Below are 13,171 nucleotides of genomic sequence, written 5' to 3'. Positions count from 1 at the left end.
CCGTTCATGGCACACGCCGGCTGGGCGGCTGAACTGGCGAATTGGCGATCAGCCGAGACCCTTCCGTAACCTGGCGCGACAATGGGCGCGCGCACACTCCTCCTCCGACTCCCGGCATGGTTCCGGTTCACGGTCATCGCACTCGCGGTGTTCGTCTGCGGAGTGATCGCCTCCAGACCGGCCAACGGGGACGACGGGGTGCCGCTCAGCGGTGACGTGGTCGCCGCCGCGAACGCCGTCGACGCGTTCGTGAAGCCCTCCTCGACCCACGACCCGGCCGTCAACCTGCCGTCGGACTTCGCGCGGCAGATGGGGCGCGATCCCAAGACCATTGCGGCGCCGGACGGGACGTTACGGGTGGTCGACGCCTCGGGCGGGTGCTCGGGGCCGGCCGGCGACACCGAGTGGGACTTCAGCGCCGGGTGCCGCGCACACGATCTCGGCTACGACCTGTTGCGTTATGCCGAGGCCAAGGGGCATCCGCTCGGGCCGGACGCGCGCAAGGCGCTGGACGACCGGCTCACGGCCGACCTGCACATGCAGTGCCGGATCAACCCCCGCGGCTCGGAGGCGAGCTGTCACGCGGTCGCCGAGACCTACGCGATGGGGCTGAAGTTCAACTCGTGGCGGCAGCGCTGGGGGCCGCCTGGCCACGAACCGGTGGTGGCGTGGGCGTTCGGCAGTGCGATCGTGGTGTTCCTCCTGCTCGCCCGCCTGCACGGCCGTCGCCGCGAGGACGGCACCGCGAGCCTGCCGCACGCGGACGCCGGCACCGCGAACTCGCTGCCGCTGGAGCTGGCGCACGCCGAACAGGACCGCTACGCGACGTTCCTCCGCCTGTTCAGCCTTGTGCTCCTCGTGCTCGGCGAGACCGCGGCGACCCTCGCGCACCTCAGAGGCGTCGGCACGCCGTGGTTGTGGGCGTTGCAGGCGGTGCCGCTGTTCTTCTTCGCGGGCGGGCACGCGAACCTGCGCAGCTGGCAGGCGCACGAGGGCGGCTTCGGCTGCTGGGTGTCGAGCCGGACGTCGTGGCTGCTGCGGCCGGTGCTCGCGTTCGTGCTGCTGTGGGTGGTGTTGTTCGCGGCGCTGAACCTGCTGGACGTCAAGGTCGACGCGTACAGCCGGCTGATCACGCATCCGTTGTGGTTCCTCGGGGTCTACCTGCTCGCGGTGGCCGCGACGCCCGCCGCCGCGTGGCTGCACCAGCACTACCGGCGCACCACGCCGTTCGTGCTGATGCTCCTGACGATGGTCGTCGAGGTCGCGCGCACGTCGACGGACTGGAAGACCGGCGGGTACGCGAACCTGATCATCGGCGCGTTGCTGATGCAGCAGATCGGGTTCTTCTACGCCGACGGCACCCTGATGAACCTGTCGCGCAGGGTTCTGGCCGCGCTGGGCGCGATCACGTTGCCCGCGCTGGTGTTCTTCAGCGACTACCCGCGCTCGATGATGGTGCTCGGAGTGGCGCAGGTGTGCCTCGCGCTGCTGGCACGCGACCGGGTCGCCGCACGGCTGCAGGGCCGTTCCTGGCACGTCGTGAACTTCGCCCGCCGGGCACCGATGACGGTGTACCTGGCGTACCTCGCCGGGGTGGGCGCGCTGGTCGGGTTGCTCGGGTTCACGCAGGCGCCGATCTGGCTGGTGCTGGTGCTGGTGCCGCTCGTCCTGCTGTTCCACCGGTTCGAACGGCGCCTGGTGAAGTTCCCGCGCCTGTCCCACGAGTCGCACCGGACCAGGCTCGCGACCGGCATGGGCGTGGTGTTCGGGACGCTCGGCGTGCTCGGGTTCGTGGTGAGCGGGTTCCTCGGCGACGGGATGCTGGTGCTGCTGCCGGTGGACCCGCTGCAGAACGTCATCCACCTCCTGCTCGGCTGGTACCTGATCCACACCGCCCGCACCGGCAGCTGCGACACCCGGTTGCCGTGGCTGCTCACGGCGCTGGCGTGCGTTCCGCCGATGCTGGCGCTGGAACCGGCTCAGCCGGTGGTGGTGCTGCACGTCGTGGCGATCGGCCTCGCAGTGCTCGCAGCCATCCCCAGGTCACTGCCGCGCACACCGGCAGCCACAGCACTCGTTGCCACACCCAGCCCGGATGATCTGGTGGTTGCTGGAGCCCCGGCAGCACCAGCGACACGGTGACCAACGCGCTCTGGTGCGCCAGGAAGATCCCGAGCGCTCGTTCGTTCAGCCACCGCACGGGTTTCGTCGTGCCGACCCGGGTCAGCAGCGGCGCGATCGTGAGCACCAGGCCGATCTGCGCGAACGCCAGTGCGAGCGTCGCGTAGTTCGGCGGGTTCAGGTTCGACACGGCGGCTCCGGGGATGCCGACGGCCGAGACCGGGTAGCCACCGAACGACGTCAGCAACGCGTACCCCAGCACGCCGAGCACCAGCAGCGGCGGACCGGGAATCCTCCTGCGCGCCAACGAGTACCCGAGCTGCCAGGCCGCCCACCACACGGCGTACGGGACGACCAGCACCAGCACGATCGGGACGAGCACACCCCACGAGTACTCGTCCAACTTGCGCACCAACGGTTTCATCCCGAGCAGGACCAGGTGGACGCCGAGGAACCACAGTGGCGTGGTGACCAGGTAGCCGATGTTGTACGCGGTGCCCTGGTCGACTCCGCGCATCGACAGTCCGAAGAGGACTGCGGTCCACACCCCGAGCATCAGCAGCGTTGGAATCGCCAACTGCTTCAACCGGACCAGAAATGGCGTCTGGGAGTGTGCTGCCGCGAACCCGCCCACGAAGAAGAACAGGCCGAGCGTTTGCAGCACCCACGAAAGCGGTGTGAGGCCGGGCAGGTGCTTGAGCGGACTGTCGATGTACATCCCGGTCGGCGTGTCCACCAGCGAAGTCACCAGCCAGTGGCCCAGCACAACGGTGACGACGGCGATCGCGCGAACGGCGTCGATGAACGGATTCCTCACAGCGTCTCCCCCGAACCCGAAGCAATCCGGACGAGCGCGTTCAACGTCTCGCTGCCCGGCGCGTAGTACGTGTCGTGCTTGCCGCCCTCGAACCGCAACACCTGCGCACCGAACGAGTCCGACGCCGGATCGGTCCCGTGCCCGAGGTCGAAGAGCCGGACGTTGGGCACGAACCTCATCCAGTCGCCGCTGGACCGGAGCGCCCAGACGTGCGCACGCGTCCCCAACTCCGCCACCGATTTCGCCCGCACACCAGGACTTCCGGTGAACACGATGTCGTCCACGTTCAGCGCGTGCGCCGCGAGCGACACCACGATCGAGCCGTAGCTGTGCCCGAAAACGTGGATGCGCGCGTTGGTGTGCAACGCGTTCACGAACTCCACGAGCGCAGAAGCTCCTTGACGTGCAAGCCCTCCGGTCGCCGCGTCGACACCAAGGCCCTGCGGGGTCCGGTAACCGAGCCAGGCGATCACCGCGAGGTCGTCGCGGTGCGCCTGCTGGTACAGGTTGGTCGCCATCGCCCCGACGGTCCGGTCGAACCGGTCGACGTCCACGTCGGATCCCGGCACGACGATCACGACGTCACGAGCGGTGGCGAGGTCACCGACGATGGCGACCCGGCGGGCGACGTCGGCACGCCACTCGGCGATCGACGGCGAGATCGACGGAACGGCGATCAGCAGGAGGAACAGGACGGCTCGGCGCATGAACCGAAACTAAGAAGACGACACCCTGCCGATCGTCCCTCTGACGTGCTGTTTTACCGCTGCTACCCCGGTACTACGAGGCCGGTCTCGTACGCCGCGATGACGGCCTGGGCGCGGTCGCGGAGGCCGAGTTTGGTGAGCACGCGGCTCACGTGCGTCTTGACGGTCTGCTCGGCCAGCACCAGATGCGCGGCGATCTCGGTGTTCGACAGGCCCTGCGCGACCAGCACGAGGATCTCGGTCTCGCGTTCGGTCAGGACGGAGAGCTGCGCGGGCCGGACGCGTTCGCTGCGGCGGGACTTCACGAAGTCCTCGATCAGCCGCTTGGTGATCGAAGGCGCCAGCAACGCCTCGCCGGCGGCGACCACGCGGACGGCGTTGAGCAGCTCACGGGCGGGCGCGTGCTTGAGCAGGAACCCGCTCGCGCCGGCCTGCAACGCCTCGTAGACGTAGTCGTCGAGGTCGAACGTGGTCAGCACGAGGATCTTGGTCCCCAGCGAGCCGTCGAGCAGCAGCCGCGTGGCGGTCAGGCCGTCCATCTCCGGCATGCGCACGTCCATCAGCACGACGTCCGGCTGGACGTTGCGCGCGAGTGCGACACCCTCGACGCCGTCACCCGCGGCGCCGACCACCTCGATGTCCTCCTGCGCGTTGAGCAACGCGGAGAACCCCTCGCGCACCATCTCCTGGTCGTCCACCACGACCACCCTGATCACTTGTCCCCCAACGGAATCCTCGCGCGCACCATGAAGCCGCCGTCCTCGGTCGACTTCACGGTCAGCGTGCCACCGTGCACCGCGACGCGTTCACGCATGCCCACCAAACCCTGCCCACTGCCGCCGCCTGTGGACGGTCCCCCGGCGGTGTTGATCACCAGCACGTCCAGCAGGCCCTCGTTCTTGTGCACGTGGACGGACGCCTTCGAGCCCGGCGCGTGCCTCGTGGCGTTCGTGAGCGCCTCCTGAACGATCCGGTACGCGGTCAGCCCGACCGCCTCCGGCACGTCGTCCACGTCGACCTCGGCCTCGTCGCCGGGCCTCGCCAGCTCGGGGATTCGGCTGATGCCGGGCTGCGGTTCACGTTCCGGCCCCTGCCCGTTGGTCCTGAGCACGCCGAGCAGTCGTTGCATGTCGGTGATGGCTTCCCGCGCAGCCTGGCCGAGCTCCCTGAACTCCTGCTCGGCCTTCTCGCTCAACCCCTGGAGGCGATAGGGCGCGGTCTCGCACCTCACGACCACCATCGACATGTGATGCGCCACGACGTCGTGCATCTCGCGCGCGATGCGGGCACGTTCCTCGAGGGCCGCTTTGGAGTTGCGCTCCTCTTCCAGCTCCCGCTCGGCGCGCCCACGTGCACCGAGGAGGTAGACGACGGCCGCGATCACGGGCACGGCGAACGCCCACGAGGCCTCCTGCCGTTCGACGAGCGGAACCAGCAGCGTGCTGATCAACGTCACGGTGGTGACGATCGGTCCCGAGTAGAAGGCCGCCACCGCGACGAAGAGCGGAACCGTGGTCCAGTACTGGAAGGGCGCGCCACCGTCGCCGCCCATGAGCAGGGCGACGAAGTAGTACCCGGCCGCGGCCAGCCGCCAGGCGTAGAGCGGGGACCAGATCAGCAGCACGTACGGCAGCAAGGTGACGAAGAAGATGGGCACCCACCACGCGACGACGTGTGCCCGGTCCTGGGGCATGACCTCGTCGCCCACGTACTGCGCGCTGGCGATGATCGCCCAGATCAACCCGTAGATGATCAACGCGGCGTGGGCGGGAACGCGGAGCCTGCCGAGCGCCTTCGTGAGCACTCGGGTGCGATCGGGACCGAGAATCGTCCGGTACAGCGTGCGGAACACCACCCGATGCTAGGTGGATTCGCTGAATCCCACATTGACCTGCGGAGTGACATACCCCGGTAGCACTCTGATCAAGATGGGGCATTGCGAACGCGTCACACCGCGCGGTAGGCAGTACCTGTGAGACCACCACAGGATCCAGATCGCTGGGCACGGCTGACCGCCGTGGCCGGTGAGGCGCTGGCTGCGGCCAGGGCCGGTGAGGACGCTGTGGCGGTGGACCTCGTGACCGGCTACCTCAGCGGGTCGCCCGAGGGCAACGAGGAGATCCGTGAGCTGGTGCTGTTGCTGTTCGCCGAGTGCAGCAGCATGGTCGGCGCGCTCGGTTCCGGTGGCGCCACGCCGGTGAAGATGCAGGTCTTCGACGAGGAGGGCCGCGAGGTCCAGATCGACGACGCGGACCCGCCCGTGCGCACCGCGATCCGGGCGTTGCTGGCCGAGGTGCACGGAGATCAGGACGCGGCCTCGGAGCAGATCGAGATCGCCCTGGCCAACGGGGCACCGCAGGAGCTCGCGACGGTCGTTTTACAAGCCCTGCGGTGGACCCTGAAGCTGGCGATCGAATGCGAGACGCGCGACCTGCCCGTCGCGCCGTGGATCACCGCGTCACTGGACGACCAACCCTGACGTGCAGCAGCGCGTCCACACCGTCCATCAGGTGCTGGTCGAGCGGGAAGTAGGCCCACACCTGCTCCGCGTCCGTGCGAACCGCGCCCTGCGGCTTGTCCTCGGTCATGCCCCAGGTCGTGAACCGGCTCTGCAGCCGGCCTTCGAGGGTGGCTTTGTCCGGTTCACCCAACCCGAACGTGTCGTTGCGCCCGAGCGTGCCCCCGATGACCGTGTACTGGTCACCCAGGATCGGCGCCACCAGTGCGCCCGCGGAGAACCACTCGATCCGCTCGCCGCCCATCTCCATCGAGCTGTTCGTCCGCTGCAGGTGGGAGTTGTGCGCGAACACGAACGTGGGACCACGGCCGGCCTCGATCCGGCGGATCGCCAGCAGGTTGCGGGCCATCACGCCGTCGCGCATCTGACACAGCCGGTTGAGCCGCACTCCCAACGGGTTCGGCTCGGCACACTCCCGGTGGTACTGCAGCAGGCTCAGCGCGGCCGTGAGGTGCGTCTCCGCGCGCGTCCAGGCGTCGTCGGTGGTCCTGCGCTCGTACAGCCGCTTGAGCATCCCCGTGCCGATCTCGCGCAGCCAGATGGCCTCTTCGGACTGACCGGGTGACTTGGTGAGGTCCAGCACCGCCTCGTCGCGGCTCCACTTCTCGTCGTCGATCGTGAGATCCACGTCCTCGCCCAGGTAGTCGCGGGCGTGTTCGAGGTAGAGCCGCGGGCTGGGCGCGCTGGTCGTCTCGGTCTGGAAGTCGAAGCCGTGGAACGCCAGTCGTTCTCCTGCCGGTTTGTCCGCGTTGTACTCGCGCATCCACGCGACCAGCTCGCGGTTGGCCGGCCACTGCCCGAAGTTGTGGGAGAAGCCCTGCTCCATGATCGTGTCGAGGTCGCCGGGGCCGCCCCGCACGTAGTCGTCGACCAGGAGTCCCCTGACACGGCAGGTCTCCAGGGTGATCGAGCGGAAGCCCAGCGCGGCGAGCTGCTCGAACAGCTCGTTGCGGATCCAGGTGTGGGCGTGCTCGAGGTGCGTCGGCTCGCCGAACGCCAAGAGCTCGGTGAAGGGACTGGTGAAGTCGCGAATGTCCTGGCTCATGTGGTTCAACCGTAACATTGAAACTTCGGTTGAAACTTTCGCGCTTTTTCAGGCTTTGAGTGGCGCTAAAGTCTCAACCGTGCGTCCAGCCGACCTCGCCCGTGAACACGGTATCTCGACGCAGGCCGTGCGCAACTACGAGCAATCCGGCTTCATCCCGCCCGCCGACCGCACCCCGTCCGGCTACCGCGTCTACACGCCGGTGCACGCCGCCGCCCTGCGCACGTTCGTCGCGCTGGTTCCCGCCTACGGACACGCGCTGGCCGGCCAGATCATGAACGCGATCCACACCGGTTCGCTGGACGACGTGCTGCTGAGGATCGACCGCGGCCATGAGCAACTCCTCCGCGACCGCGAAACCCTCGACTCGGTCAGCCGCGCCGTGCAGGACCTGACCGGCTTCGAACCGGTCCTGGAACCGCGCACGATCGGAGAGCTCGCCCGTCGCCTCGACGTCACCCCCGCGACCCTGCGCGCGTGGGAGGAGGCCGGAATCCTCGCTCCCGCACGCGAATCGACCGGCTACCGCACGTTCAGCGCCGAGGACGTGCGCGACGCCGAACTGGCCCACCTGCTGCGGCGCGGCGGTTACCCGTTGACCCGGATCGCCTTGGTGGTGCGGCAGATCCGGACGGCGGGCGGCACCGAGACGTTGGGCGCGGCCCTGACCGACTGGCGTCACCGCCTCACCGCGCGGGGCCTGGCCATGCTCGCCGCCTCGGCACGACTCAACGACTACCTGAGTGCGCGGGCACAAGTTCCGTGACGAGCGCACCCACCTGTTCGCTCTCGATCAGGAACGCGTCGTGCCCGTACGGTGACGCGATCACCCTGAGGTCGTCGGCGCCCGGGATGCCCGCCGCCAGTTCTCGTTGCTGCGCCAACGGATAGAGCCGATCCGAGTCCACCCCGGCGACGATCGTGCGCGCCTCGACCCTGCGCAGCGCCGCCCTGATCCCACCCCGGCCACGTCCGACGTCGTGCGAGTTCATCGCCTCCGTCAACGTGACATAGCTGTCCGCGTCGAACCTGCGGGTGAGCTTCGCCGCGTGATGGTCCAAATAGGACTCGACCTCGAACCGTCCGTCCTCCTGCCTGCCGCGCCCGAATCTCGCCTGCAGCTCCTGCTCACTGCGATAGCTCAGGTGCGCGATCCGCCGCGCGATCCCCAGCCCTTCCACCGGGCTGGCCCTGATCGCGTGCACCTGCGCCGACGCCAGCCCGATCTGTTCCGCCGACGCCGCGGCCGTGGTCGCCAGCAACAGCAACGACCGCACCCGTTCCGGTTGCCCGACCGCCCACTCGACCGCCCGCATCCCGCCCATCGACCCGCCGAGCACCGCGGCCCACCGGTCGATGCCCAGGAAGTCCGCGAGGTGCACCTCGGCCTCGACCTGGTCCCTGATCGTGATGTCCGGGAACACCGGGTACTGCCACGGCCCCGTGCTGCCCTGACACCCGCCCAGCACGTTCGGCGCGACCACGAAGAACCCGTCCAGCGGCTTCCCCTGCCCCACCAACGACTCCCACCAGCCCGGCGTCGGATGACCCGGCTCCACGCCCCCGGCGACATGGCTGTCACCGGTGAGGGCGTGGAGCACGAGCACCGCGTTGGAGGCCTCCGCGTTCAAGGTCCCCCACGTCTCGTACGCGAGCTGGAAACCCGGCAACCCGGCGAGCGGTTCGGTGTGGCTGAACCACTTCCGCCGCCCGTTCGGGTCGCCGAAGCGCCAGCCGCCCACTACAACTCGGACTTCGCGGCGGTGAAGCCCGCCTCCAGGTCGGCCTTGAGGTCCTCCAGCCCCTCCAGTCCGACCGACAACCGCACCAGTCCGGGCGTGACACCCGTGACGAGCTGCTCCTCGGGCGTCAACTGGCTGTGCGTGGTCGAAGCCGGGTGCACGATCAACGACCGCACGTCACCGATGTTCACCAGCTGGCTGAACAAACTCGTGCCGTCGACGAACGCCCGTCCGGCCTCGGCACCCCCGCGCAGCTCGAAACTGACCACCGCGCCCGCGCCCTTGGGCAGGTACTTCCGCGCGTTGGCGTGGAACGGTGACGAAACCAGCCCCGCGTAGTGGACCTTCTCGACCTCGTCCCGCTCCTCCAACCACTCCGCAAGCGCTTGCGCGTTCTGCACGTGCCGCTCGATGCGCAGCGACAACGTCTCAATCCCCTGGATCACCAGGAAACTGGTCAACGGCGCGATCGCCGCCCCCGTGTCCCGCAACCCCTGCACCCGCAACTTGGCCGCGAACGCGCCATGCCCGAGCACCGGCCAGTACCGCAGGCCGTTGTAGCTCGGGTCGGGCTCGTGGAAGTCCGGGAACTTCTCCGCGCCGTACTCGAACTTCCCACCGTCCACCACCACGCCGGCGATGGCCGTCCCGTGCCCGCCCAGGTATTTCGTGGCGGAGTGGATGACGATGTCCGCACCGTGCTCCAGCGGCTTGAGCAGGTACGGCGTGGGCACCGTGTTGTCGACGACCAACGGGATGTCGTTCTCGTGCGCCACTTGCGCGATGCCCTCGATGTCGAGCACATGGCTGCGCGGGTTGGCCAACGACTCCCCGAACAACAGCTTAGTGTTGGGCCTGATCGCCGCCCGCCACTCGTCCAGGTCGTCGGGATCGTCCACAAACGACACTTCGATGCCCAGCTTGGGCAACGTGTAATGGAACAGGTTGTACGTGCCGCCGTACAGCGACGCACTGGACACCAGGTGATCCCCGACCTTGGCCAGGTTCAGGATCGCAGCGGTCTCGGCCGCCTGCCCGGACGCGAACGCGACCGCCGCCACCCCGCCCTCGAGCGCGGCGACCCGCTGCTCCAGCACGTCCTGCGTCGGATTGTTGATGCGCGTGTAGATGTTTCCCGGCTCCGCCAACGCGAACAGGTCCGCGCCGTGCTGCGTGTCCCGGAAAACGTACGAGGTGGTCTGGTAAATCGGCGTGGCGCGAGCACCAGTGGCCGGATCGGGCGCGGCGCCCGCGTGAATCTGCGCAGTCTCAAAGGACCAGGACATGGCTGTGCTCCAGTTGTTCGCCGTTTTGGGGTCGGATCAACGGAAGCGACGACAAGCCATGCTGGTGACGCGCACGTAGTCCACGTGGCGCCGGCTAACCAGCAGCTTGGTCATGCCGACGAAGGTAGGGCCCCGCCCGGCCGCTCCAACACCCCGTCCACCAGGTGAGACCGCCTAGGCTGATCGCATGCGCACAGCTCTGGTCGGCTACGGACTAGGTGGGGCGGCCTTCCACGCCCCGTTCATCGAGGCAACCCCCGGCCTGAACCTCTCAGCCGTGGTCACCTCGAACCCGGCCCGCCAAGCCGAGGTGGCAGCGCGCTACCCGGCCGCCCGCCTGCTGTCCACTCTGGACGAGGTCTGGTCCGGCAACTTCGACCTGGTGGTCATCACCACCCCGAACCGCTTCCACGCCACCCACGCCCGCCAGGTCCTGGAACACGGCCTCAACGTCGTGGTGGACAAACCCTTCGCCGCCTCAGCCGCCGAAGCCAGAGCCCTGGCCTCCATCGCCTCGTCGAAAGGCCTGATGCTCGTCCCGTTCCACAACCGCCGCTGGGACGGCGACTTCCTGACCGTCCAGAAACTCCTGTCCGCCAAGACCCTGGGCACGGTCCACCGGTTCGAGTCCCGCTTCGAGCGGTACCGCCCGGAGATCAAGTCGTCCTGGAAGGAATCCGGCGACCCGGCCGACCTGGGCAGCATCCTCTTCGACCTGGGCACCCACCTGGTCGACCAGTCCGTGGCCCTCTTCGGCCGCCCCTCGTCGGTGCACGCCGAAATCGCCACCGTCCGCCCCGGCGCGCGAGCCGACGACGACGTCTTCCTTTCCCTGACCCACGACGGCGGCGTCCGCTCCCACCTCTGGATGAGCGCCCTGGCCGCCGACCTGGGTCCGCGCTTCCGCGTCCTCGGCCACGACGCCGCCTACGTGAAGTACGGCATGGACCCGCAGGAGGAGTGCCTCAAGGCGGGCGAAACGCCGGCCGGCCAGGGCTGGGGCGAGGAACCCGAATCTGCCTGGGGCACGCTGGGCGGCCGGCCTCACCGCACCGAACCAGGCGCCTACCAGGACTTCTACGCCGCAGTGGCCACCGGCACCGCCCCGGTGTCACCTCATGACGCAGTCACCGGCCTAGAAGTGATCGAAGCGGCCAAACAATCGGCCGCCACAGGCGACTCGATCAGCCTCTGACCGCCGAACCGGGGGGCTATTTCGTTCCGCTGGCGGTTGTCGTGCGGGATGTGGCCAGCCAGGACAGGCCGAGACCGGCCAGAGCGAGGACAGCGCCGGCCAGGCCGGTCCAGCGCAACGCGCCCACGGCGACGATGCCGCCGCCGAGTGCGGCGCCGAGCGCGTTGGCGAGGTTGAACCCGCTGACGTTGACGGCGACCGACAGGGTGGGTGCGTCCGCGGCGTGCTGAAGGATCAGGCCCTGCAACGGCGCGATCGTGGCGGTGGCCAGCAAACCGAAGGCGAGCACCGCCACGATGGCGGCCGGCTGTGAGGGGACGGCGAACGGCAGGACGGCCAGGATCACCGTCAAGCCGAGGAACACGATCCGCACCGTCATGGTCGGTGAGATGTCGGTGAGCCGGCCGGCGGCGAGGTTGCCCAGCAGGCTACCGACGCCGTAGGCGAGCAGCAGCGCGGACGCCATGCCACCGGAGAAGCCGCTGACCTGAGTCAACAGCGGCACGAGGTAGGTCAGCACGGTGCCGACTCCGGCGAACCCGATGGCGGTCGTGGTGATGGCGAGCAGCACCGGACGCCGCAGCAGGACCCGAAACTCGGACCGGGCGCCGTTGGTCGGCGCTGGTGTGCGCGGCATCGCCACGGCCAGCACCGCACCGCCTGCCGCGGCGATGACCGCGACGACCAGAAACGGTGTTCGCCAGCCGAACGCCTGGCCGAGCAGGGCCCCGAGGGGAACCCCGAGCACGGTCGCGACGGTGAGTCCGGAGACCACGGTGGCGATGGCGCGCCCGGCACGGTCGGGTGGCACGACGGTCGTGACCACGACCATGGAGATGGCGAACAGCGTTCCTTGGGACAGCGCGGCCACCACGCGGCTGGCCACCAGCAGACCGTAGGAGGTCGCCGCCGCGCTGAGCAGGCTCCCGGCGACGAACAGCGCGATCAGCCCGAGCACCAGACCTTTGCGGGGCATCCGCGCGGTGAGCACGGTGAGCAGCGGACCGCCGATCACCACGCCGAGGGCATATGCGGTGACGAGCTGGCCAGTGCTGGCCGTGGAAACGTGCACGCTGGCCGCGATCTGCGGCAGCAGGCCGCTCACCAGCAGTTCGGCCGTGCCGATCGCGAAGATGCACAGGAGGAAACCGGCCATGATCGGGACGGCACGCCCCGTCGCGGCGGGTGCCGGAGCGCCAGGTGAGGTCGTTGTGGATGCCATGACGCGGACCGTAAACTCTCACATCGATGTGAGAGTCAATGTGGTGTGGCGGGGGTCGCAGTGTCGGTGCAGACGATCAAGATCGGCGAGTTGTCCCGGCGTAGTGGCGTGAGCCAGCGGCTGTTGCGCTACTACGAAGAGCAGGGGCTGCTGCACCCGCAGCGCCGACCGAGCGGATACCGGGAGTACCTGTGCTCCGACGTCGCCGTGGTGCGCCGGATCCGAGGCCTGCTGGCCGCCGGGCTGTCCACCGCGACGATCTCCTCGGTGTTGCCGTGCATCCGCGAGGACGACGAGCGACTGGTGCCCACCTGCCCGGACCTCGTCGCACAGCTGCGCCAGGAACGCGACCGGATCGACCAGGCCATCGAGGACCTCACCACGTCCCGCCAGATCCTGGACACCGTGATCACCGCGGCGCCGTCAACCCGCGCACGGCGCTGACCCGCTAGGTCGCGTCCTCAACCCCGCACCAACGGCGGATACAACACCCCTGCCGCCCCCCGCCGATACAGCGC

Annotated in this window: 12 protein-coding genes and 1 pseudogene; 5 read left to right on the top strand and 8 right to left on the bottom strand. The window is 68.8% G+C overall.

Features of this window, described 5'->3' with window-relative positions; translation table 11 throughout:
- The first annotated feature begins 81 nt into the window (after positions 1-81).
- Positions 82-2,142: a phospholipase A2 gene (locus B0F77_RS11860; RefSeq protein ID WP_086662906.1), complete on the top strand. Its 2,061-nt coding sequence runs from the start codon at positions 82-84 to the stop codon at positions 2,140-2,142.
- Here the strand turns inward: B0F77_RS11860 and B0F77_RS49695 are convergent.
- The 4 genes and pseudogenes from B0F77_RS49695 to B0F77_RS11840 all read right to left on the bottom strand — a co-directional run.
- Positions 2,102-2,869: pseudogene (locus B0F77_RS49695) on the bottom strand (acyltransferase family protein); the annotation flags it as partial. The gene B0F77_RS11860 and the pseudogene B0F77_RS49695 sit on opposite strands and share 41 nt — an antisense overlap.
- Positions 2,870-2,934: 65 nt before the next feature.
- The gene (locus B0F77_RS11850) at positions 2,935-3,645 is read right to left on the bottom strand and encodes an alpha/beta hydrolase (RefSeq protein WP_086662904.1); all 711 of its coding nucleotides are present in this window, start codon (positions 3,643-3,645) and stop codon (positions 2,935-2,937) included.
- Positions 3,646-3,707: 62 nt separating this feature from the next.
- On the bottom strand, positions 3,708-4,361 hold the full coding sequence (locus B0F77_RS11845; protein ID WP_086662903.1) for a response regulator: 654 nt from the start codon (positions 4,359-4,361) through the stop codon (positions 3,708-3,710).
- Positions 4,358-5,497, bottom strand: coding sequence for a sensor histidine kinase (locus B0F77_RS11840; protein ID WP_086662960.1), 1,140 nt, complete (start codon positions 5,495-5,497; stop codon positions 4,358-4,360). Before B0F77_RS11840 ends, B0F77_RS11845 begins: the two co-directional genes overlap by 4 nt.
- A gap of 120 nt (positions 5,498-5,617) precedes the next feature.
- On the opposite strand from B0F77_RS11840, the gene B0F77_RS11835 reads away from it, so the two are divergent.
- Entirely contained in the window at positions 5,618-6,124 is a 507-nt protein-coding gene (locus tag B0F77_RS11835) for a hypothetical protein (protein ID WP_086662902.1), read from the top strand.
- Here B0F77_RS11835 and B0F77_RS11830 read toward each other — a convergent pair.
- Positions 6,096-7,208, bottom strand: a complete 1,113-nt coding sequence (locus B0F77_RS11830) for an erythromycin esterase family protein (protein WP_086662901.1) — start codon at positions 7,206-7,208, stop codon at positions 6,096-6,098. The two genes, B0F77_RS11835 and B0F77_RS11830, sit on opposite strands and share 29 nt — an antisense overlap.
- 79 nt (positions 7,209-7,287) lie before the next feature.
- On the opposite strand from B0F77_RS11830, the gene B0F77_RS11825 reads away from it, so the two are divergent.
- Positions 7,288-7,974: a TioE family transcriptional regulator gene (locus tag B0F77_RS11825; protein WP_245847977.1), complete on the top strand. Its 687-nt coding sequence runs from the start codon at positions 7,288-7,290 to the stop codon at positions 7,972-7,974.
- On the opposite strand, the gene metX is transcribed toward B0F77_RS11825, so the two are convergent.
- Entirely contained in the window at positions 7,937-8,950 is a 1,014-nt protein-coding gene (gene metX, locus B0F77_RS11820) for a homoserine O-acetyltransferase MetX (protein WP_086662900.1), read from the bottom strand. The two genes, B0F77_RS11825 and metX, sit on opposite strands and share 38 nt — an antisense overlap.
- Positions 8,950-10,236: a bifunctional o-acetylhomoserine/o-acetylserine sulfhydrylase gene (locus B0F77_RS11815; RefSeq protein ID WP_086662899.1), complete on the bottom strand. Its 1,287-nt coding sequence runs from the start codon at positions 10,234-10,236 to the stop codon at positions 8,950-8,952. Before B0F77_RS11815 ends, metX begins: the two co-directional genes overlap by 1 nt.
- Before the next feature lie 187 nt (positions 10,237-10,423).
- Here B0F77_RS11815 and B0F77_RS11810 point away from each other — a divergent pair, with 187 nt between their 5' ends.
- Positions 10,424-11,431 (top strand): Gfo/Idh/MocA family protein, encoded by a 1,008-nt coding sequence (locus tag B0F77_RS11810; protein ID WP_086662898.1) that lies wholly within the window; start codon positions 10,424-10,426, stop codon positions 11,429-11,431.
- Between the two features lie 16 nt (positions 11,432-11,447).
- On the opposite strand, the gene B0F77_RS11805 is transcribed toward B0F77_RS11810, so the two are convergent.
- Positions 11,448-12,653 carry an MFS transporter gene (locus tag B0F77_RS11805; RefSeq protein ID WP_245847975.1) on the bottom strand — a complete coding sequence of 402 codons (1,206 nt, stop codon included), beginning with the start codon at positions 12,651-12,653 and terminating at the stop codon, positions 11,448-11,450.
- Between the two features lie 75 nt (positions 12,654-12,728).
- Between B0F77_RS11805 and B0F77_RS11800 the strand changes: the two genes are divergently transcribed.
- Positions 12,729-13,097 (top strand): MerR family transcriptional regulator, encoded by a 369-nt coding sequence (locus tag B0F77_RS11800; RefSeq protein ID WP_086662958.1) that lies wholly within the window; start codon positions 12,729-12,731, stop codon positions 13,095-13,097.
- The last annotated feature ends 74 nt before the right edge of the window (positions 13,098-13,171 follow it).

The sequence above is a fragment of the Lentzea kentuckyensis genome, assembly GCF_002150765.1.
Classification (GTDB): domain Bacteria; phylum Actinomycetota; class Actinomycetes; order Mycobacteriales; family Pseudonocardiaceae; genus Lentzea; species Lentzea kentuckyensis.
Note: the sequence above shows the minus strand (reverse complement) of the source record. Positions and strands in the feature narration are given on the sequence as shown.